The organism is Pantoea sp. X-Soil-ISGK-285 (assembly GCF_059730815.1).
In genome coordinates this window covers 161,509-181,147 of sequence record NZ_AP035938.1, presented here as the reverse complement: position 1 = coordinate 181,147, position 19,639 = coordinate 161,509, and the positions used below count along the sequence as shown (strand labels likewise).

Sequence of the window (19,639 nt, the reverse complement as noted above, 5' to 3'; positions counted from 1 at the left end):
GTCTGTTAACCCTGTAAGGCTTTCGCGATACAGGCAGGCAGACAACAGGTACCTAAAATTGGCTCTGCATCATTCCCAGGTTTATGTAGCATCAGCAGACATAAGAGGTGGAATGAGCATCTACAGCAGAAGTATTGCACAAGCCGTGCCAGGTTTATGATTATTTTTAAAATCACTATAAATCAGCAGGTTAAAGAATTAGCTCAAAGCTTCATTCAACAGGCCTGTCGGGAAATGTCGGTATCCAGCGACAGCTGGCATTTTCTCTGTCTCTGAATGGAGACAGCAAGGTCAATCTCTCTGTGAACTCAACAATAACAATGACTTATTTGTCGGCAATTCACGACGCAGCTGCTCCTGTTTAAGCAACTTTATCTGACAACTGGCGAAATCAAGGGTGAGCTGGCATCAAAGGATTAGCTAACAAGCAGCCCGCTCTCACTGCTGTGCGGGCTTCAGGGAGCATACGCCTTTCGCAAAGACGCAAAAGACGCCATCCCTGGCGGGCTCAGCGCGGGCGATTACGCACCTCATCCCTGAGGTACGCCCGTAGCCGGGCCAACGCTTTGCGTTGTTCAAAAACGCTCCCGGCGTTTTTATCCGGGCGGCGCGATGCTTTGCTACAGGCGTATGCTCCCTTCGCTTCACGTATGGCAGACGCATCTGATACTTACAAGGACGCTTCAGACAAATGACAGATCTAAACCCGGATGCATCTGACCACAGCGCATAAGCTCAACGCGCAGGGAGCATGGTCAGAAGAGGAAAGCGTCCCACGCCAGGGACGGCGTGGGCCGAGCGGCCATGGATGGCTTAAGCGACTTTCCGATCTGACCATGTTCCCTTCGCAGGCTCGGATTTACAGCAAACTTATTTAGCTGTACCCACCTAAACCTCCTTCGGAGGTCCTCATCCTCTTTTCTGCAGACGAAAAAAAACCTGTCTTTTCAGACAGGTTTCTAAAATGGTCGGCGAGAGAGGATTACTCTGCTCTGCGAGCAGCGCCCTTCGGGCCGTTGCTGAAGCAACGTTGTCTCGCTACGCTCGGCTCAAACCTCCTCCGGAGGTCCTCATCCTCTTTCTGCAGACGAAAAAAAACCTGTCTTTTCAGACAGGTTTCTAAAATGGTCGGCGAGAGAGGATTCGAACCTCCGACCCACTGGTCCCAAACCAGTTGCGCTACCAAGCTGCGCTACTCGCCGATTTTTTTAACTGTTTTGCCTGGTGCGAAGAGAGGGACTTGAACCCTCACGTCCGTTAAGACACTAACACCTGAAGCTAGCGCGTCTACCAATTCCGCCACCTTCGCGTTTCCCAGCAAAATCTGGGGTGGCTAATGGGACTCGAACCCACGACAACTGGAATCACAATCCAGGGCTCTACCAACTGAGCTATAGCCACCACAATACTTAATGTCACAAGTTAAAAACCTGCAGCATTTAAATCTCTACTGCCAACCGCGGTAAATCAACCACCGAAGCTCATGCGCACAAACGATATGGCGCGCCCGACAGGATTCGAACCTGAGACCTCTGCCTCCGGAGGGCAGCGCTCTATCCAGCTGAGCTACGGGCGCGTAGCGCCGTTGCGGATGTGCATACTAGAGATAAGCGCCCATCGTGTCTAGTGCTTTTTAAATAAAAAGACGCGTTTGATTACGCTTTGTGCATTTTGTCGACAAATAGTGCATTTCCACTCTCACAACGCGTAAAAATGCGGCATTTATCAGCAATATCAGAGATCGCCACGCCAGTGATAGCGCAAATATTTAAGCAGTTTTAATTGCCGGCGCAGGCGGCCAGGCTGCCGAATCAGACGATAGAGCCACTCCAGACCCAGCCGCTGCCAGATCTCAGGCGCTCGCTTCACATGGCCGGTGAAAACATCGTACGTTCCACCCACGCCCATATAGAGCGCATCAGGCCAGTGCGCACGGCACGCCAGCATCAATAGCTCCTGACGGGGCGACCCCAGCGCTACAGTCACCAGCTTCGCGCCGCTGGCCGCAATCCGGGCAAACAGCGCATCCTGATCGGCTGGCGCAAAATAGCCGTCCTGCGCCCCGACAATATTCACATTCCACTGACGACGTAGCTTATCGCAGGTTTCATCCAGCACCTGCTGACGACCACCGATAAGAAATACAGGCGTCCCTTCCCGCCCGGCGCGTTCCATCAGCGCTTCCCATAAATCAGCACCCGCAATGCGCTGCACCGACGCGTGTGGATACTTTTTACGAATCGAGCGCACAATGCTGATGCCATCGGCGTATGCATATTCCGCCTGCGCTAACAGCGTACGTAATCCCTCATCCCGCTCAGCGGTCAGGATCTTCTCCGCATTAATCGCCACTAAAATACCGCTGCGTACGCTCTGCGGCGGCATCAGAAAATTCACCGCCGACGGCATGTTTTCGAAGCCATACAACTCAACGCCGCGAATCCGATACTGCGGCGTCTCAGTTAACTTTGTCATATCTTCCGTCAATCCCAGAGGCTACTCAGAGCGGGCTGTGCAACACCCGCCTGCTGCGGTCGCGAATCAAACCTGCGCGATCCAGTAACCAGAAAAGTAATTTAGCCATGCCCAGACAGGCAGCAAAAATGATGCAGAAAAACACCACGCGTGAACCGAACGCATCAAGGCCTTCGCGTGCCAGCACGATCATGTTAAAGACCGCGCCAAAACAGAAGCTTTGCAGGATGGCGCCGGTGTAACGGTTGGTCTCAAGACAGCCACGCTGATAGATTGCATCAAAGGCTTTTATAATCATCCCTACCGCGACCGCACCGATCGGAATCGCCCAGACGCCGCCCATCACCACCAGCGACCCTATCAGCGTGGGTGAAATCGCCAGGCCAGAATGGTTGTTCAGCACTTCCCAGGTGAAGTAGTTAGCACTGTTTAACACTGCCAGCGGCCGATCCGGCCAGAGCCAGGTCGGAATGAAAACGTAGAAATCACGCCACAGCGGTGCCAGCCCCTGAAACTCAATTCTGGCGTAGTTATCCAGCAGCAAGGCGAGATTCTCCCACGGCGAGAAGGTATCACGCGTCAGATACAGAAAGGTATAGAACGCTTCATCGCCCATAACGTCGAGGTTATAGCGGCGCAGTGCCAGCCAGAACATTCCTGCAATCGCCAGCACGCCCGCCGTTGCCAGCATCCACAAAGTGATCCAGCCACGGGTAATCCCGATAAACAGGAACAGGGCAAACGCAATAATGATATTGGCGCGGGTACCGCCCACCAGTGCGTAGGTCAGTAAACCAAAGGCAACGGTCACCACCAGGAACAGCAGCCAGTTGCGGCGCGTCGGGCTCAAAAAGTAGGGGATCAGCATCGCCGGAATAAAGAAATAGAAGAAGCGCTTAAGCGCTACACCCGATACTTCACTGGAGAAAATCTGGTTATAGGCGGTCAGGCGGAACAGCAGAAAACCGTTATGAATGAAGAACACCGTCACCGTACCCAGCGCCACCAGCGCCAGGATCACGCAGGTCAGATGGGTTTCGACGCGATTCATCTGCAGCCAGGGCTTCGCCGGAGACGCGCTGGCGGGTTTCAGCCGCACTTTATAGCTGACGTAATAAATGGCGTAAAACGCCGTGGCCGACAGCAGCGCCTCCAGCAGGTTATCAACCGGCACCACTTCAACATTAAAGCGAAACACCAGCACGGAGGTCAGCGGGAAGCCGAAGTAAAAGGTCAGTAAGAACAGCAGCGTGAAGAACAGATGAAAGTTAAAACGGACGCGCTTAAACTCCCGCCAGGTCAGGGTCAGAATAAAAACCAGCGACAGCAGATAGACCACCAGCAGGCCGCCAAACTGCATAAGACTCATGACAACTCCCCTTCGCTGAGCTGTAACGCGGCCCGCCAGCCCGCCAGATAACCCGGCGCAAAAAAGGCGATAGCCTGTTTATCACAGCTCATCAGCTGACGACGTGCCTCGGCGATCACCGCAGGCGACAGCGTATCTTCACTGAACAATACCGGAAGCTGCTGCTCTGCCACATCACGCCAGAATGGATTTTTGCGGGTCAGGACAAACGGCACATTGGCCTGAATCAGCAGGCAGAGTGTTCCCACCCCTTGCTGACGTTCAAACATAAAATAGCCGACATGGCAGCGCGCCAGCAGGGCTAAGTAATCATCAAACGCCAGGTTTTCACGCATCAGATTCACCTGACCGTTTGGGAACAGCGCATCGGCAGCGGCCTGAATCTGGCTGATATAAGCCTCATTACCTGGCGGATAGCCCAAAGGGACCTCGATACGCACCTGCTCGCCAAACTGCGCGTGAATCGCTTTTAAACCTTCGATATGCCGGTTACTCGGATCGCCCGAGTTGCCCAGCAACAGCGTAAAAGGCTCCGACGGGACAGATTCAACGGCTGCGGCGGGCATTCTGGTGGGAAAATAGAGCAGTGAACCGGGTACGCGCCGATGGCGCTGCTGATAGTGATGCAGGTCGCCCCGGGTCGCAAAAACCTGTGCAACCCGCCCCTGCGCTATCCGGCGGACCAGATAGAACAGACGGAACTTCAGGCTGCGCGAATCTTCATAAAGATCGGCGCCCCAGACGTGCCAGAAGAGCTGTGAACGACGCAGCTTACCGCTGAGTAACGCCAGCCAGATCCACGGGTTAAACTGTCCGTGGCAGAAAAAACGCTGCTGACGATTTCTGGCCCGCTGCAGTACCCCCTGCGCCAGCGCTTTCTTGCTGGTAAAGCACTCGATCTGCAACGCACTGAACGGCGCCAGGCTCTCGGGCTGCTGCGTCACCACCATAAAATGGCGTGGCGCAGCCGCAGGCTGCTCAACGCTGAGTACGTCGTTGAAAAAGCGCAGCACCGTAAGATTGTGGTGGGGAATGTCCGATCCCAAAACGTGAATTAAAGTCATTTTTTCCGGCAGTAAACAATAAAAGCGCCACAACACAGGGCAAAGTAAGCCATATAGGTAAACATATAGGCCTGCGCCGCACCCGTCGCGCCATGTAACGGGATCAACCAGCGTGAAAACAAGGTCAGCAACAGGAACTGGCTGATCTCAGTCAGAACATAAAAGCGCAGCGAGGCTTTGGCGATAACCAGATATCCGAAAACATAGGCGCCGACCTTAAAAACATCGCCGCACAGCTGCCAGACAAAGAGATCGCGCATCCCGCGAAACGCTTCAGAGAACAGCAGGCTGATGGCGAAATCGCGCAGTACCCAGACACCCAGGCTGGCAACCGCCACGGCGGGCAGGACAAAGCGCAGTGCACGGCCAATCTCGCGCGCGATGTCGCGTTTGTTATCCAGCCGCGCCAGCGTCGGCAGCAGCCAGACGCTAAACGTCGCGGTAATAAATTGCAGATAGGCATCGGAAATGCTGGTAACGCCCTGCCACAATCCGACCTGTGCCCAGCCCTGCTGCTCCGCCAGCAGATTACGCATCAGCACCCAGGCGACCGGCAGGGTCACGGCCGTGATCAGCGCCATCAGCGTATATTTTGCCAGATTACGGGCCAGCTCAGGATGCCATTGCGGTCGCAGCCAGCTAAGCGGCAGCGGCGCACGGCGTTTCAGCATCAGGAGTGCAGGCAGCAGCAGCAAAGCCGGTACCAGCGCCAGCCCGGTCAGCGCACCCTGATAGCCACCCAGCCACCAGCAGAGCAGATAGCCTGCCACACCAATCAGGCTGCCGAGAATCAGCGCCAGCGCATTACCGCGCGCGTCGCGATAGCCCTTCAGCAGCGCCAGGGTAAAGTTGGCCCAGGCGATGCCGAGCTGAAGAAAGGCCACCACGCGGATGACGGCCTGATAGCGTTCGTGACCAAACAGCGCGATACTGATGGGTGCCGCCGCCAGCAGAAACAGCAGCGCCAGCACACCGGAAAAGCCCAGTACCATGGTTGATGCCGTGCCCACCATCGCCCGCAATTGCTCGGGCTGCTGCTGATACTGCGCCACATAGGTGGTGACGCCATTAAAGATGCCTGCGCCCGCCAGCACGCCCAGCACGGTGATCAACTGACGGAAGTTCCCCGCCTGGCCGACACCCTCGGGTCCGAAGCTGACCGCCAGCAGTTTGACGACCAGCAGGCCGGCCACAATTTTTACCAGCGTGGACGATGCGGTCCACACTGAGGCTCTGGCTAATGACATCAGGAAAAGAAGCTCAGCAGTGAGCTGATAACCGTGCTCTGATTGTTATCCGACAGGTTATAAAACAGCGGCAGACGCAGCAGGCGTTCACTTTCCCGGGTGGTAAAGCGATCGTCGCCGACAAACTGCGAGAACCGCTCACCGGCGGGCGAACTGTGCAGCGGAATATAGTGAAACACCGTCAGTATCTCGGCTTCTTTCATCCAGTTTATCAGCGCCTGACGATCGTCCTGATCGCGCAGTTTGATGTAGAACATGTGCGCATTGTGTTCACAGCTGGCGGGGATCACCGGCAGGCTGATGCGTCCCTGAGCCGCCAGCGGCTGCAGCGCATCGTAGTAACGCTGCCAGATGCGTAACCGCTGCTGATTAATACGTTCAGCGGCTTCCAGCTGCGCCCAGAGATAGGCTGCCTGCAGATCGGCCATCAGATAGCTCGATCCCATATCGCGCCAGGTGTATTTATCGACCTGACCCCGGAAGAACTGGCTGCGGTTGGTGCCTTTTTCCCGCACGATCTCGGCGCGCTCGACCAGGCTGGCGTCGTTAATGAGCGTCGCGCCACCTTCGCCGCCGGCGGTGTAGTTCTTGGTTTCGTGGAAACTGAAGCAGCCAATATGACCGATGGTGCCGAGCGCACGACCTTTGTAGCGTGACATCACGCCCTGCGCCGCATCTTCAATCACAAACAGCTTATGCTTTGCCGCCAGCGCCATAATGGTGTCCATTTCACAGGCCACGCCTGCGTAATGCACCGGCACAATGGCGCGGGTTTTTTCAGTGATGGCCGCTTCGATCAGCGTTTCATCAATGTTCATGGTGTCCGGGCGCACATCGACAAACACAATGCGGGCGCCGCGCAGCACAAAGGCGTTGGCGGTAGAGACAAAGGTGTAGCTCGGCATAATCACTTCATCGCCGGGCTGCAGATCGATTAACAGCGCCGCCATCTCCAGCGAAGCGGTACAGGAGGGGGTCAGCAGCACTTTTTTGCTGCCAAACCGCTGCTCCATCCACTGCTGACAGCGACGGGTAAATCCACCGTCGCCGCACAGCTTGCCGCTGTTCATCGCCGACTGCATATACTCAATTTCTGTGCCCACAATCGGGGGCGCATTAAATGGAATCATGACCTTTCCTGTAAAACCAGTACGCGGTGCTGTCGAGCCGGGCACCGCTGCGTAAATAGAGGCGCATCGCCGTGAGATTGCTGAGCTGGGTAGCAACCCGAAGCTGAGCCAGCTGTCGTACCCGCGCCCAGTCTGCCGCCGCCAGCATCAGTCGCTGACCCAGCCCCTGGCCCTGCGCGTCGGGCAGTACGCCCAGCAGGCCAATGCGGGCATCGCCATCCACCGCGCGCAGCGAAACAAATCCCTGCAGCTGACCCGCGGCATCGCTTGCCACCAGACACTGATCGTCAAACGCCCCGCGTACCGCATTTTCAATCCACTGCGCATAGAAGCGTCCGCTGGCGTCCGGCGCATACCAGGGCGCGCGAAAACGACTCAGGCTGAAGAGCTGTGAGGCAGCATCGCGCAGTAGCGGGATCTGGGCTTCGCGCGCAATGCGAATTCCCGCCTGCCGTTCAGTCTGTTTCAGCGCCAGCGTCAGATCTGCTTCGCCTTCTGCCAGCCGGAACTGATGCTGCTGCAGCGTATCAATCAGTGCCGTCTCGCTGGCAGCGACTTTTATCTGCATCAGCGCACAGGGATGACGCAGCGCCTGTTCCAGCGGAATGTCACCTTGCGGCTCCAGCCGCACGGTATCAACACCGAAGAATGCGCTCTCCCAGCTAAGGGGATTAATATTGACGTGGACGGGCATGTAATAAATCCAGCAGGTATTGGCCGTAGCCGGTTTTTGTCAGCGCTTCACCCGCGGCCCGCAGCTGGTCATCACTCAGCCAGCTGTTACGCCAGGCAATCTCTTCCAGGCAGGCAATTTTAAAGCCCTGACGTTTTTCCACCGTCTGCACAAACATGCTGGCTTCCACCAGGCTGTCGTGCGTGCCGGTATCCAGCCAGGCAAAACCTCGTCCCAGCAGTTCGACCGTCAGCTCACCACGCTCCAGATACATCTGGTTAATGGCCGTGATTTCCAGCTCGCCCCGCGCTGAGGGTTTCACCTGTTTCGCGAATTCAATAACCTGATTGTCATAAAAATAGAGCCCGGTTACTGCCCAGCGCGATTTCGGCTGCTGTGGTTTCTCTTCAATCGAGATCGCCTTGAAGTTATCGTCAAACTCCACCACGCCGAAACGTTCCGGGTCCATGACCTGATAGCCGAACACCGTTGCGCCACGATTCTGTTCAACAACTTTGCGGAGCTTGGGGCTGAAGCCCTGGCCAAAATAGAGGTTATCACCCAGAACCAGGCAGCAATTATCCTCGCCGATAAAGGATTCGCCGATGATAAAGGCCTGCGCCAGCCCATCGGGACTTGGCTGCACCGCATAGCTGAGGCGTATCCCAAATTCACTGCCATCGCCCAGCAGCCGTTCAAACTGCGCCCGATCTTCCGGCGTGGTAATTAACAGGATGTCGCGAATACCCGCCAGCATCAGCACGGAGAGCGGATAGTAGATCATCGGTTTGTCGTAAACCGGCAGAAGTTGCTTTGATACTGCACGGGTTATCGGGTGTAACCGCGTGCCCGACCCTCCCGCTAAAATGATGCCTTTCATCGCTGCTCCTTACGCGGGTTTATTGCGATAAGCCAAGGCGTTCGCCCTGATAGCGGCCATCCAGAATAGCCTGCCACCAGGTGGGATTGGCCAGATACCATGCCACGGTTTTACGCATGCCGCTTTCAAAGGTTTCCTGCGGTACCCAGCCAAGTTCATGCGCGATTTTACTGGCATCAATGGCATAGCGCTGATCGTGACCGGGGCGGTCAGTGACATAGGTAATCAGGTCGCGGTAATGCGCCAGCCCGGCAGGTTTCTGCTCTGCGGCCAGCTCTTCAAGCAGGCTGCAGATAGTTTCAACCACCTCAATATTGCGTCGCTCGTTATGGCCGCCAATATTATAAGTTTCGCCTGGCTTGCCATGGCTGACCACCTGATAGAGTGCGCGGGCGTGATCTTCGACGTAGAGCCAGTCACGAATCTGCTGTCCGTTGCCGTAAACCGGTAAGGCTTTTCCGGCCAGCGCATTGATGATGGTCAGCGGGATCAGCTTCTCCGGGAAATGGCAGGGGCCGTAGTTATTTGAACAGTTGGTGACCAGCGTGGGCAGACCGTAAGTGCGCAGCCAGGCTCGCACTAAATGGTCGCTGCTGGCCTTGCTGGCGGCGTAAGGACTGCTTGGCGCATAGGGTGTGGTTTCGGTGAAGTAAGCCTGGCTGTCGTGCAGATCGCCAAAGACTTCATCTGTCGAGATATGGTGGAACAGAAAGGCGGTTTTGCGCGCGTCATCCAGGTTTTGCCAGTAAAAACGCGCGGCTTCCAGCAACTGATAAGTCCCGACAATATTGGTCTCGATAAAGGCTACCGGCCCGTCAATCGAGCGATCCACATGGCTTTCAGCCGCAAGATGCATCACACAGTCTGGCTGATGACGGGCAAACACCTGATCAAGTGCCGGGCGATCGCAGATATCGACCTGCTCAAAATGAAAGCGGGGCGAGTCGGCAACGCTGGCGAGTGACGCCAGATTTCCGGCGTAGCTGAGTTTATCGACCACCACCACCTGATGTTCGGTTTCTGCGATCAGAAAGCGCACCAGTGCAGAACCGATAAACCCGGCACCGCCCGTGATCAGAAAACGCCTCATCGCCACACACCTTTGGTGTCGACAATCCAGTTCTGCTGAACGCTGGCGCCATCAATGGCGCGGAAGGCGCGGTGATCGACCAGCATCACCAGAATATCGGCCTGTTCCAGCGCCTGCCCGGCAGAGACCAGCACGGCTTTGTCGGCCAGTGCGTCAGCAAGCTGCTCAATATGGGGTTCAACCACCCAGGTGGTGCCGCTGTGCCACTCTGCAATTTTCTGTGCCACGCCCACCGCCGGGCTTTCGCGCAGGTCGTCAATATTGGGTTTAAAGGCCAGGCCAAAGCAGGCGATGGTGATATCGCTGGCGCGCTTGCCGGTCTGTGTCAGGCAGTCCGCCAGCGCGGTTTTCACCTGGTCCAGCACCCACTGAGGCTTGGCGTCATTGACCTCGCGCGCGGTGCGGATCAGGCGGGCTAATTCAGGATTCTGCGCCACGATGAACCAGGGATCGACGGCGATACAGTGACCGCCGACGCCTGGGCCCGGCTGCAGAATGTTGACGCGCGGATGGCGATTCGCCAGCGCAATCAGCTCCCAGACGTTAATCCCCTGATCGGCACAAATCAGCGACAGCTCATTGGCAAAGGCGATATTCACGTCACGGAAGCTGTTTTCTGTCAGCTTACACATCTCGGCGGTTCGGGCGTTGGTTTCAACGCATTCGCCTTTTAAAAACAGCCGATAAAGCTCGCTGGCGCGGGCGGAACAGGCTGGCGTCATGCCGCCAATCACCCGGTCGTTGTTAATCAGCTCAACCATCACCTGACCAGGCAGCACGCGCTCCGGACAGTAGGCAACAAAAATATCGGGCGTATCGCCGTGCTGAGGAAAGCGCAGGTCGGGACGCGCCGCCGCCAGCCAGTCGGCCATCTGTTCGGTGCTGCCCACCGGTGAGGTCGACTCCAGAATCACCAGGTCGCCCTTTTTCAGTACCGGCGCAATCGACTCCGCCGCGGCTTTCACAAAGCGCAGATCGGGCTGATGCTCATCTTTAAAAGGGGTCGGAACGGCGATAAGAAAAGCGTCGGCGGCTTCCGGCTGCGTGGTGGCGCGCAGATCGCCACGCGTAACAGCCGCATGCACCACCTGATCTAAATCGGGTTCCACGATATGGATCGCGCCACGATTGATGGTTTCAACGGCGCGCGCGTTGATATCCACGCCCACCACTTTTTTTCCCTTTGAGGCAAAAACGGCTGCCGTCGGCAGCCCAATGTATCCCAGTCCAATCACGGAGATGGTTTCAAAACTCATAATTCGGCTCGGTTATCTTTTAAGGCTTGTAAAATACGACCACAGGCTTTGCCATCGCCATACGGATTATGGGCGTGGCTCATCGCCTGCCAGGCAGCGTCGTCAGTCAGCAAGCTGCTGACCTCCGCCACGATTCGGGCGATATCGGTTCCCACCAGTTTGACGGTGCCGGCGTCGACCGCTTCAGGCCGCTCGGTAGTATCACGCATCACCAGCACCGGTTTACCCAGCGAAGGCGCTTCCTCCTGAATGCCACCGGAGTCAGTGAGGATGAGCCAGGCGCGGTTCATCAGCCAGACAAAAGGCAGATACTCCTGCGGTTCAATCAGAATGATATTCTCAATGCCGCTGAGAATCCGGTTTACCGGTTCGCTGACATTGGGATTAAGGTGCACCGGATAGACAATCTGCGCCTCGGGATGCTGGCGGGCAATCTGCGCCAGCGCGCTGCAGATACGTTCAAAGCCGCCACCAAAGCTTTCGCGACGATGTCCGGTGACCAGCACCAGTTTCTTATCCGGGTCGAGAAACGGATAGCGCGCTGCCAGTTGTGCATTCAGATTGCTGTCATCCAGCACCCTGTCGCGAACCCACAGCAGCGCATCAATGACCGTATTGCCGGTCACGATAATGCGCGCATCGGGCAGATTTTCCTGCAACAGATTCTGACGCGATCGGGAGGTGGGGGTGAAATGCAGATGGGCAAGATGACCGGTAAGTTTACGGTTACCCTCTTCCGGCCATGGCGAGGCGAGATCGCCGGTACGCAGACCGGCCTCCACATGCCCGACCGGAATCTGATGATAAAATGCCGCCAGGCTCGCCGCCAGTGTGGTGGTGGTGTCACCATGCACCAGCACGATGTCCGGTTTGAAGTCGAGCAGGACGGTTTTCATGCCCTCTAAAATGCGGCAGGTGATCTCGGTCAGCCCCTGCTCGGGACGCATAATATTGAGATCATAGTCCGGCTGCAGCTTGAACAGGCGCAGCACCTGATCGAGCATTTCGCGATGCTGTGCGGTGACGCACAGTCGCGATTCGAAAGCGGGATCCTGCGCCAGCGCCTGAACCAGCGGTGCCATTTTGATCGCTTCGGGACGAGTACCAAATACCGTCAGAACTTTCACACTGTTTCTCTCACTCATGCGTGTCTGACATCAGACGCGGACGACGTGCCAGCGCCACTCCCGCGCCTGTTAATGCCCCAATGGCACCCCACATAATCATCATGAACAGACGTCGCGGACTGTCACGTGATACTGGCTCTTCCGGCGTACGCAGATAACGGTAGGTCTGGAACTGGCTGTTCAGTTTTGGCCCGGTCTGCAGCGTGGTCAGCATTGCTCTGTTCTGATCATAGCTGATATCAAACTCCGGACCGGTAGCGCGCAGCGTATCCAGCTGTCCCTGTAAAACGGGCTGGCCCAGCAGAAACAGGTCGCTGTCTGCCAGATTTTCACCCGCTTCACGCGTCTGTTTCTCATTGATGCCCTGCTGGCTGGCGATCTTCAGCGCCTGCTCCAGTCGATGCTGCTGGCGCTGAAACACCGCATTAGCCACATCTTCCTGACGTTTCACCTGCGCCTGCAACTGGTCGGTACGCGCCCGCCAGGCACCTTTTAGCTCATCATTCAGATGACGCGCGGCGCGCTCACTGGCATAGGCGATGTACTGACGCAGCAGATTATTGGCGTCGCCAGCGGTTTCCGCTTTGAGTTTCACGTTATCGGGCAGGTTATGTGCCGCGTCAGCGGGCGTGAACAGGATATTGCCGATCATATCGTCGAGCAGCGCGGCATCATTATGCGCATTGCCGGTTTTACGACTCTTGTAATAATCCGTTTGCTGCCAGAACTCACGACGCGTATCCCAGGAGGCGAGTTGCATGGTGAACTCCTGATAAACCTGATCCATCACCGTAGGTGAAGGTGCGGCCAGGGTTAAGGCGTTATTGCGCACATCCAGATTGGTCAGGAATTGCTGCTGCGCATAGTAAGAACCCAGCATGTTCACCGTCGGACGATCGGTGATCGCCGTGGTGCTCCAGACCTGTTTCAGCAGCAGCGTGGCCAGCCAGGCGACCAGAGCAAACAGCAGCGCCAGCCCGATAATCCAGCGCTTGCCACGCCATAAACGGCAGCAAAAGCTGCGAATATCCAGTTCGTTGTCCACAACGTCAGAAGGCATGGCAGAGGTATCCTTTATCAGCTCTTTTCAGGGTAATTTGTTTTTTGCTTCGCGATGATGGCTCAGACGGCGCTTAATGCGGCGGACACGTCGCGCCACGCGCCATGCATGTTTGAGGCAGTAGCCGTAAACCATAAACGCGCCCAGGAACAGCAGCAGCATCACCCACTCCGGGATAAATGCCAGATATTCACCCAGCACACCGATACCGGCGAGAATGGCCGCCGCAACGGTAATCAGTACAAAGGCCTGACGGGAGGTAAAGCCGGCACGCATAATCAGATGATGGATGTGCTGACGGTCAGCCGAGAATGGACTCATGCCTTTACGCAGGCGACGATACATAATCGCCACCATATCCATCAGAGGAATGGCAATAAGCCACAGTGCGGTAACGGGCGTAATGGGATGGCTCAGACCCTGCGTCGTTTCCAGCAGAATCCAGATAATGGTGAACCCGATCATGGTGCTGCCGGCATCGCCCATAAAAACTTTGAAGCGACGGCCAAGGAAGCCGAGGTTAAGCAGGATATAGGGCAGCGTGGCGGCAATCATCGCAAAACACCACATCGCGAGGCTGGTCTGGCCGTCGAAATAGAGGATGATCCCCATGGCGGCAAAAGTGACCGAGGAGAGTCCGCCCAGCAGACCATCGATCCCATCCACCATATTAAAGGCGTTGATCGCGGCCCAGACGGCAAACAGCGTCAGCACATAGCCGAACGGCCCCACGATAAGCTCGAACGGGCCGACGATAAAGCCCAGGCTAAGCAGATAGAGTTTTGCGCCAAACATCATCACCAGTGCGACAATCGCCTGCACCACCGCGCGGATCTTGACGCTGATATCGAAACGGTCATCCAGTGCGCCAACCAGCACCAGAACACCGGCGCAGCCCAGATAGAGCAGCGCGTGAGGCAGATAGTAGTTGGTAATGGCAAACGTAAAGCAGATACCTGCGAACACAGAAATGCCGCCCACCAACGGAATCGCGCCATGATGGCGTTTACGTGAGTTAGGCTTATCAACTAAACCAATTTTTTTAGCTGCTTTTCGAGCAAAAAAGAGGAAAGCCAGGGAAAAGAGAAAAATTAAACCAAGCTCAGTACTCATAGTGAGTAAATTCACGTTAAACGCTCTCAGCTAACATCCCGCACAACAATACGCGAAAAAACGCGCCTATCGCTGTGTCGGATTCCGAATTCTGCATAAAGAGACAGACGAACGGTCAAAAGTTCGCCATCGCTACCACAGTCATTATAAATGCTCCTGCCAGTGTTCAATCCTATAGCTCACAAATGAAAAACGCCACGTTGAGACGTGGCGTGAGGTCGATTTTCTGCGCATCTGGACTAAAAAAGCCGAATCTGTGGTTCGGCCAGGCAGTATCGGATTAAGAACGCTTCATCATATCGAAGAATTCATCATTAGTTTTGGTCATCGCCAGCTTGTTGATGAGGAATTCCATTGCGTCGATTTCGCCCATCGGGTGAATAATCTTACGCAGGATCCACATCTTCTGCAGCTCTTCCTGAGAGGTGAGCAGCTCTTCTTTACGCGTACCAGAGCGGTTGTAATCAATCGCCGGGAAGACGCGTTTTTCAGCGATTTTACGGGCGAGATGCAGTTCCATGTTACCGGTACCTTTAAACTCTTCGTAAATCACTTCATCCATCTTCGAACCGGTATCAACCAGCGCGGTCGCGATGATGGTCAGGCTACCGCCCTCTTCCACGTTACGTGCAGCACCAAAGAAACGCTTTGGACGATGCAGGGCGTTGGCATCCACACCACCGGTCAGGACTTTACCTGAAGCAGGAACCACGGTGTTGTAAGCACGTGCCAGACGTGTAATGGAGTCGAGCAGGATGATGACATCTTTCTTGTGTTCAACCAGACGCTTGGCCTTCTCGATCACCATTTCAGCAACCTGAACGTGGCGTGAAGCTGGCTCATCGAAGGTTGAGGCGATAACTTCGCCTTTCACCAGACGCTGCATCTCGGTGACTTCTTCCGGGCGCTCATCGATCAGCAGTACCATCAGGGTACAGTCCGGATAGTTGTGCGCCAGGCTCTGCGCGATGTTCTGCAGCAGCATGGTTTTACCGGCTTTCGGTGGTGCAACAATCAGACCACGCTGGCCACGACCAATTGGCGATGCCAGATCCAGTACGCGAGCGGTTAAATCTTCCGTTGAGCCATTACCCCGCTCCATACGCAGACGTTTATTTGCGTGCAGCGGCGTGAGGTTTTCGAACAGAATCTTATTACGCGCATTTTCCGGCTTGTCGTAGTTAACTTCGTTAACTTTCAGCAGCGCAAAATAACGTTCACCCTCTTTCGGTGGACGGATTTTGCCAGAGATGGTGTCACCAGTGCGGAGGTTGAAGCGGCGGATTTGACTAGGGGAAACGTAGATATCATCAGGGCCGGCGAGGTAGGAGCTGTCTCCGGAACGGAGGAATCCAAATCCATCCTGAAGGATCTCCAGCACGCCATCACCGAAGATGTCTTCGCCGCTTTTCGCGTGCTGCTTCAGGATTGAAAAGATAATGTCCTGCTTGCGCATACGAGCCTGGTTTTCCAGTCCCATATTTTCGCCGAGAGTAACCAGCTCAGCAACCGGCGTATTCTTTAATTCGGTAAGATTCATAGTGATGGGTTCTTAAACTCGGGGTAATACTCGGAATGTTTGTCGTGAATGGTATGGCAACTAATCCATGCCGTTAATGGCTCTTTTCGGCTCTTCCTGACGATCATCGTATGGAATGGCGATCGGTATGCAGGGAGATGTCCGAATGTGATGCCAGAGTTGGAGCTAACCGTAAGATTGCTGAACCGTTCAATCTTTATAAGGTACAGGGCGACAGGGTTCAACAAGGGAAAACTTTTAGATGCTAACTACAAGGTAAGTTCGTAATGCAGTGCTGGTAAATTAGCACGCCTGAAAGCGAACGTCCAGCAGCAGGAGATAAATTCACCACTGCCGGACATTCAGCCCTGAATTACGCCAGATTGGCGTTCAGGAACTCTTTCAGCTGGCCTTTAGACAGCGCGCCCACTTTGGTCGCGGCGACTTCGCCATTTTTAAACAGCAGCAGCGTCGGGATACCACGAATGCCATACTTCGGTGCCGTGCCTGGGTTATCATCAATATTCAGCTTAGCGATGGTCAGCTTGCCATCATACTCTTCTGCAACTTCATCAAGGATTGGCGCGATCATTTTGCAAGGACCGCACCATTCAGCCCAGAAATCTACCAGTGTAACGCCGTCGGCTTTCAGCACGTCGGTGTCGAAACTGTCATCAGTCAGATGAACGATTTTATCGCTGCTCATGTTTTACTCCACAAGATTATGCCTGGCGAATTGGCGTAAAATATACCAATGTTGGTTGACTTTATTTCATCGGATACGCTTTCGTAAAGCGATAGTAAGCTGATATTCTACCACACTATGAGCAAAACACACTTAACTGAACAGAAGTTTTCCGACTTCGCCCTGCACCCAAAAGTGGTGGAAGCCCTTGATACTAAAGGCTTTCAATACTGCACGCCGATTCAGGCGTTAGCTCTGCCTTTTACGCTTTCAGGGCGTGATGTTGCAGGCCAGGCGCAAACCGGTACCGGCAAAACGATGGCGTTTCTGACGTCAACGTTTCATCATCTTCTCTCTCATCCTGCGGCGGAAGGTCGTCAGGTTAACCAGCCACGGGCATTAATTCTTGCGCCGACGCGTGAACTTGCTGTGCAGATTCATGCAGATGCAGAACCCCTTACCGCCTCAACCGGCCTGAAACTGGGTCTCGCCTATGGCGGAGACGGTTATGACAAACAGCTTAAAGTGCTGGAGCAGGGCGTTGATATTCTGGTGGCTACCACCGGTCGCCTGATCGACTACGCGAAACAGAATCACGTCAACCTCGGTGCTATTCAGGTCATGGTGCTGGACGAAGCCGATCGTATGTTCGATCTCGGCTTTATTAAAGATATTCGCTGGCTGTTCCGTCGCATGCCGCCGGCGACTCAGCGTCTGAGCATGCTGTTCTCGGCGACCCTCTCCTACCGCGTCCGTGAACTGGCGTTTGAGCACATGAACAGTGCTGAATATGTGGAAGTGGAACCGGAACAGAAAACCGGCCATCGCATTCAGGAAGAGCTTTTCTATCCGTCTAACGAAGAGAAAATGCGCCTGTTGCAGACCCTGCTGGAAGAAGAGTGGCCCGATCGCGCCATTATTTTCGCCAACACCAAGCACCGCTGTGAAGATATCTGGGGCCACCTGGCTGCCGATGGACATCGTGTCGGCCTGCTGACCGGCGACGTTGCTCAGAAGAAGCGCCTGCGCATTCTGGATGACTTCACCAAAGGTGATGTGGATATTCTGGTCGCCACTGACGTGGCTGCTCGCGGTCTGCACATCCCGGCTGTTACCCACGTCTTTAACTACGATCTGCCAGACGACTGTGAAGATTACGTTCACCGTATTGGCCGTACCGGTCGTGCAGGCGCCAGCGGTCATTCAATCAGCCTGGCCTGTGAAGAATACGCGCTGAATCTGCCTTCAATTGAAGAGTACATCGGCCACAGCATCCCGGTCAGCAAGTACAGCAGCGAGGCGTTGTTAACGGATTTACCGCCGCCTAAGCGTCTGCAACGCAGCCGTTCCGGCAATGGCCCACGTCGCGGAGGGAATAACGCCAATCGTCGCGGTGCTCCACGCAACAACAACCGTAAACGTTCAGGTTAAGGCCACCATGCTAAGCGCATCGTCACTTTATGCAGCGATTGATTTAGGGTCTAACAGCTTTCATATGTTGGTGGTGCGCGAGGTCTCTGGCAGTATCCAGACCGTTGCAAAAATTAAGCGCAAGGTTCGCCTTGCTGCCGGTCTGGATAAAAATAACCTGTTGTCAGCCGACGCGATGTCGCGAGGCTGGCAATGCCTCAGACTGTTCTCTGAACAACTGCAGGATATTCCCCCCGATCAGATCCGCGTGGTGGCGACCGCCACGCTGCGTCTGGCTGCCAATGCGCAGACCTTCCTCGACACCGCCCAACAGATCCTTGGCTGTACCATCAACGTCATCAGCGGTGAAGAAGAGGCGCGCCTGATTTATCAGGGCGTGGCCCACACCACCGGCGGTTCCGACCAGCGTTTAGTGGTCGATATCGGCGGCGGCAGCACCGAGCTGGCCACCGGCGACGGATCGCACGCGTCGGTATTGTTCAGTCTGTCGATGGGCTGTGTGACGTGGCTGGAGCGCTTCTTCAGCGATCGTCATCTGGCAAAAGAGAACTTTGACCAGGCCGAGCTGGCGGCGCGTGAAATGATCCAGCCCATTGCAGCGCAACTGCGTGAGCAGGGCTGGCAGGCCTGTGTTGGTGCCTCTGGCACGGTTCAGGCGCTGCAGGAGATCATGGTGGCGCAGGGCATGGATGAGCGCATCACGCTGAATAAGCTGCAGCAGCTGAAGCAGCGCGCCATTCAGTGCGGCAAACTGGAAGAGCTGGAAATCGAAGGGCTGACGCTGGAGCGGGCGCTGGTGTTCCCCAGCGGCCTGTCGATTCTGATCGCCATCTTCCAGGAGCTCAGTATCGATAGCATGACGCTGGCGGGCGGCGCACTGCGTGAAGGACTGGTCTACGGCATGCTGCATCTGCCCATCGACCGGGATATCCGAACCCGTACACTGCATAACGTCCAGCGCCGTTTCAGCATTGATGTTGAGCAGGCGGATCGCGTGCGTCAGCTGGCGGAGAGCTTTTTCCGTCAGGTTTCCACGTTGTGGAAGCTGGATCAGCGCTGTCGTGAGTTGCTGCTCAGCGCCTGCGCGATCCACGAAATCGGCCTGAGCGTTGACTTCCGTCATGCGCCGCAGCATGCGGCGTATCTGGTGCGTCACCTCGATCTTCCTGGTTTCACACCGGCACAGAAGAAGCTACTGGCCTGTTTACTGCAAAACCAGAGCGGCAGCATCGATCTGGCTTTGCTGACTCAGCAGAACGCCCTGCCGCCGCGGCTGGCGGAACGGATGTGCCGTCTGCTGCGGCTGGCGATTATTTTCTCCACCCGTCGTCGCGATGACACCCTGCCTGCGGTGCGGCTACAGGCAGACGATGATGCCCTGCATCTGACCCTGCCCGCGGGCTGGCTGGAGGCCCATCCGTTGCGCAGTGAGCTGCTGGAGCAGGAAAGCCATTATCAGTCTTACGTCCACTGGTTATTAACCCTGTCGTAATTGCCGTCGCGTGAGGCGAATCTCCTTC

The 19,639-nt window shown here is 55.6% G+C and carries 16 protein-coding genes, 4 tRNA genes and 1 other RNA gene; 2 read left to right on the top strand and 19 right to left on the bottom strand.

The features are described 5' to 3' along the window. Positions 1 to 965: 965 nt before the first annotated feature. The 19 genes from AC6I8B_RS00790 to trxA all read right to left on the bottom strand — a co-directional run bounded on the left by AC6I8B_RS00790 (position 966) and on the right by trxA (position 16,709). Positions 966 to 1,095: non-coding RNA, RtT sRNA (locus AC6I8B_RS00790), on the bottom strand. Between the two features lie 30 nt (positions 1,096 to 1,125). After that, positions 1,126 to 1,202: transfer RNA gene (locus AC6I8B_RS00785), tRNA-Pro, on the bottom strand. A 20-nt stretch (positions 1,203 to 1,222) separates the two neighbouring features. Further along, positions 1,223 to 1,309, bottom strand: a tRNA-Leu gene (locus tag AC6I8B_RS00780). Between the two features lie 16 nt (positions 1,310 to 1,325). Further along, positions 1,326 to 1,401, bottom strand: a tRNA-His gene (locus tag AC6I8B_RS00775). A gap of 98 nt (positions 1,402 to 1,499) precedes the next feature. After that, positions 1,500 to 1,576: transfer RNA gene (locus AC6I8B_RS00770), tRNA-Arg, on the bottom strand. A 158-nt stretch (positions 1,577 to 1,734) separates the two neighbouring features. Next, entirely contained in the window at positions 1,735 to 2,475 is a 741-nt protein-coding gene (gene wecG, locus AC6I8B_RS00765) for a lipopolysaccharide N-acetylmannosaminouronosyltransferase (protein WP_031292610.1), read from the bottom strand. A 25-nt stretch (positions 2,476 to 2,500) separates the two neighbouring features. Beyond that, positions 2,501 to 3,844: an ECA oligosaccharide polymerase gene (wzyE, locus tag AC6I8B_RS00760; protein WP_010671670.1), complete on the bottom strand. Its 1,344-nt coding sequence runs from the start codon at positions 3,842 to 3,844 to the stop codon at positions 2,501 to 2,503. Further along, on the bottom strand, positions 3,841 to 4,908 hold the full coding sequence (gene wecF / locus AC6I8B_RS00755; RefSeq protein ID WP_157354040.1) for a TDP-N-acetylfucosamine:lipid II N-acetylfucosaminyltransferase: 1,068 nt from the start codon (positions 4,906 to 4,908) through the stop codon (positions 3,841 to 3,843). Before wecF ends, wzyE begins: the two co-directional genes overlap by 4 nt. Beyond that, complete coding sequence (gene wzxE / locus AC6I8B_RS00750) at positions 4,905 to 6,155, bottom strand: lipid III flippase WzxE (protein WP_050680434.1); 1,251 nt, start codon at positions 6,153 to 6,155, stop codon at positions 4,905 to 4,907. Before wzxE ends, wecF begins: the two co-directional genes overlap by 4 nt. Next, positions 6,155 to 7,285, bottom strand: coding sequence for a dTDP-4-amino-4,6-dideoxygalactose transaminase (gene rffA / locus AC6I8B_RS00745; protein ID WP_010671668.1), 1,131 nt, complete (start codon positions 7,283 to 7,285; stop codon positions 6,155 to 6,157). Before rffA ends, wzxE begins: the two co-directional genes overlap by 1 nt. Next, positions 7,272 to 7,979, bottom strand: coding sequence for a dTDP-4-amino-4,6-dideoxy-D-galactose acyltransferase (rffC, locus tag AC6I8B_RS00740; RefSeq protein ID WP_157354043.1), 708 nt, complete (start codon positions 7,977 to 7,979; stop codon positions 7,272 to 7,274). The genes rffA and rffC overlap by 14 nt, the downstream gene beginning before the upstream one ends. Continuing rightward, a complete protein-coding gene (gene rfbA / locus AC6I8B_RS00735; protein WP_010257356.1) occupies positions 7,957 to 8,838 on the bottom strand; it encodes a glucose-1-phosphate thymidylyltransferase RfbA in 882 nt (293 codons plus the stop codon). The genes rffC and rfbA overlap by 23 nt, the downstream gene beginning before the upstream one ends. A 19-nt stretch (positions 8,839 to 8,857) precedes the next feature. After that, the gene (gene rffG, locus AC6I8B_RS00730; RefSeq protein WP_033767584.1) at positions 8,858 to 9,928 is read right to left on the bottom strand and encodes a dTDP-glucose 4,6-dehydratase; all 1,071 of its coding nucleotides are present in this window, start codon (positions 9,926 to 9,928) and stop codon (positions 8,858 to 8,860) included. Further along, complete coding sequence (gene wecC, locus AC6I8B_RS00725) at positions 9,925 to 11,184, bottom strand: UDP-N-acetyl-D-mannosamine dehydrogenase (protein WP_010257361.1); 1,260 nt, start codon at positions 11,182 to 11,184, stop codon at positions 9,925 to 9,927. The genes rffG and wecC overlap by 4 nt, the downstream gene beginning before the upstream one ends. Then, the gene (gene wecB, locus AC6I8B_RS00720) at positions 11,181 to 12,311 is read right to left on the bottom strand and encodes a non-hydrolyzing UDP-N-acetylglucosamine 2-epimerase (RefSeq protein ID WP_010257363.1); all 1,131 of its coding nucleotides are present in this window, start codon (positions 12,309 to 12,311) and stop codon (positions 11,181 to 11,183) included. Before wecB ends, wecC begins: the two co-directional genes overlap by 4 nt. Positions 12,312 to 12,321: 10 nt before the next feature. Beyond that, entirely contained in the window at positions 12,322 to 13,371 is a 1,050-nt protein-coding gene (wzzE, locus tag AC6I8B_RS00715) for an ECA polysaccharide chain length modulation protein (protein WP_010257365.1), read from the bottom strand. Positions 13,372 to 13,398: 27 nt separating this feature from the next. Then, positions 13,399 to 14,484, bottom strand: a complete 1,086-nt coding sequence (gene wecA / locus AC6I8B_RS00710; RefSeq protein WP_022624853.1) for a UDP-N-acetylglucosamine--undecaprenyl-phosphate N-acetylglucosaminephosphotransferase — start codon at positions 14,482 to 14,484, stop codon at positions 13,399 to 13,401. A 280-nt stretch (positions 14,485 to 14,764) separates the two neighbouring features. Continuing rightward, positions 14,765 to 16,024 carry a transcription termination factor Rho gene (gene rho / locus AC6I8B_RS00705; protein WP_010257369.1) on the bottom strand — a complete coding sequence of 420 codons (1,260 nt, stop codon included), beginning with the start codon at positions 16,022 to 16,024 and terminating at the stop codon, positions 14,765 to 14,767. Between the two features lie 352 nt (positions 16,025 to 16,376). After that, on the bottom strand, positions 16,377 to 16,709 hold the full coding sequence (gene trxA, locus AC6I8B_RS00700; protein ID WP_003851963.1) for a thioredoxin TrxA: 333 nt from the start codon (positions 16,707 to 16,709) through the stop codon (positions 16,377 to 16,379). Between the two features lie 117 nt (positions 16,710 to 16,826). Between trxA and rhlB the strand changes: the two genes are divergently transcribed. Next, the gene (rhlB, locus tag AC6I8B_RS00695; RefSeq protein WP_022624852.1) at positions 16,827 to 18,119 is read left to right on the top strand and encodes an ATP-dependent RNA helicase RhlB; all 1,293 of its coding nucleotides are present in this window, start codon (positions 16,827 to 16,829) and stop codon (positions 18,117 to 18,119) included. Positions 18,120 to 18,126: 7 nt separating this feature from the next. Beyond that, the gene (gene gppA / locus AC6I8B_RS00690; protein WP_010671664.1) at positions 18,127 to 19,611 is read left to right on the top strand and encodes a guanosine-5'-triphosphate,3'-diphosphate diphosphatase; all 1,485 of its coding nucleotides are present in this window, start codon (positions 18,127 to 18,129) and stop codon (positions 19,609 to 19,611) included. Positions 19,612 to 19,639: the final 28 nt, after the last annotated feature.

Excerpts from the sequence above, each read along its gene's own strand:
- wecG (WP_031292610.1), bottom strand. The coding sequence starts at position 2,475 with ATGACAAAGTTAACTGAGACGCCGCAGTATCGGATTCGCGGCGTTGAG.
- wzyE (WP_010671670.1), bottom strand. The coding sequence starts at position 3,844 with ATGAGTCTTATGCAGTTTGGCGGCCTGCTGGTGGTCTATCTGCTGTCG.
- wecF (WP_157354040.1), bottom strand. The coding sequence starts at position 4,908 with ATGACTTTAATTCACGTTTTGGGATCGGACATTCCCCACCACAATCTT.
- wzxE (WP_050680434.1), bottom strand. The coding sequence starts at position 6,155 with ATGTCATTAGCCAGAGCCTCAGTGTGGACCGCATCGTCCACGCTGGTA.
- rffA (WP_010671668.1), bottom strand. The coding sequence starts at position 7,285 with ATGATTCCATTTAATGCGCCCCCGATTGTGGGCACAGAAATTGAGTAT.
- rffC (WP_157354043.1), bottom strand. The coding sequence starts at position 7,979 with ATGCCCGTCCACGTCAATATTAATCCCCTTAGCTGGGAGAGCGCATTC.
- rfbA (WP_010257356.1), bottom strand. The coding sequence starts at position 8,838 with ATGAAAGGCATCATTTTAGCGGGAGGGTCGGGCACGCGGTTACACCCG.
- rffG (WP_033767584.1), bottom strand. The coding sequence starts at position 9,928 with ATGAGGCGTTTTCTGATCACGGGCGGTGCCGGGTTTATCGGTTCTGCA.
- wecC (WP_010257361.1), bottom strand. The coding sequence starts at position 11,184 with ATGAGTTTTGAAACCATCTCCGTGATTGGACTGGGATACATTGGGCTG.
- wzzE (WP_010257365.1), bottom strand. The coding sequence starts at position 13,371 with ATGCCTTCTGACGTTGTGGACAACGAACTGGATATTCGCAGCTTTTGC.
- wecA (WP_022624853.1), bottom strand. The coding sequence starts at position 14,484 with ATGAGTACTGAGCTTGGTTTAATTTTTCTCTTTTCCCTGGCTTTCCTC.
- rho (WP_010257369.1), bottom strand. The coding sequence starts at position 16,024 with ATGAATCTTACCGAATTAAAGAATACGCCGGTTGCTGAGCTGGTTACT.
- trxA (WP_003851963.1), bottom strand. The coding sequence starts at position 16,709 with ATGAGCAGCGATAAAATCGTTCATCTGACTGATGACAGTTTCGACACC.
- rhlB (WP_022624852.1), top strand. The coding sequence starts at position 16,827 with ATGAGCAAAACACACTTAACTGAACAGAAGTTTTCCGACTTCGCCCTG.
- gppA (WP_010671664.1), top strand. The coding sequence starts at position 18,127 with ATGCTAAGCGCATCGTCACTTTATGCAGCGATTGATTTAGGGTCTAAC.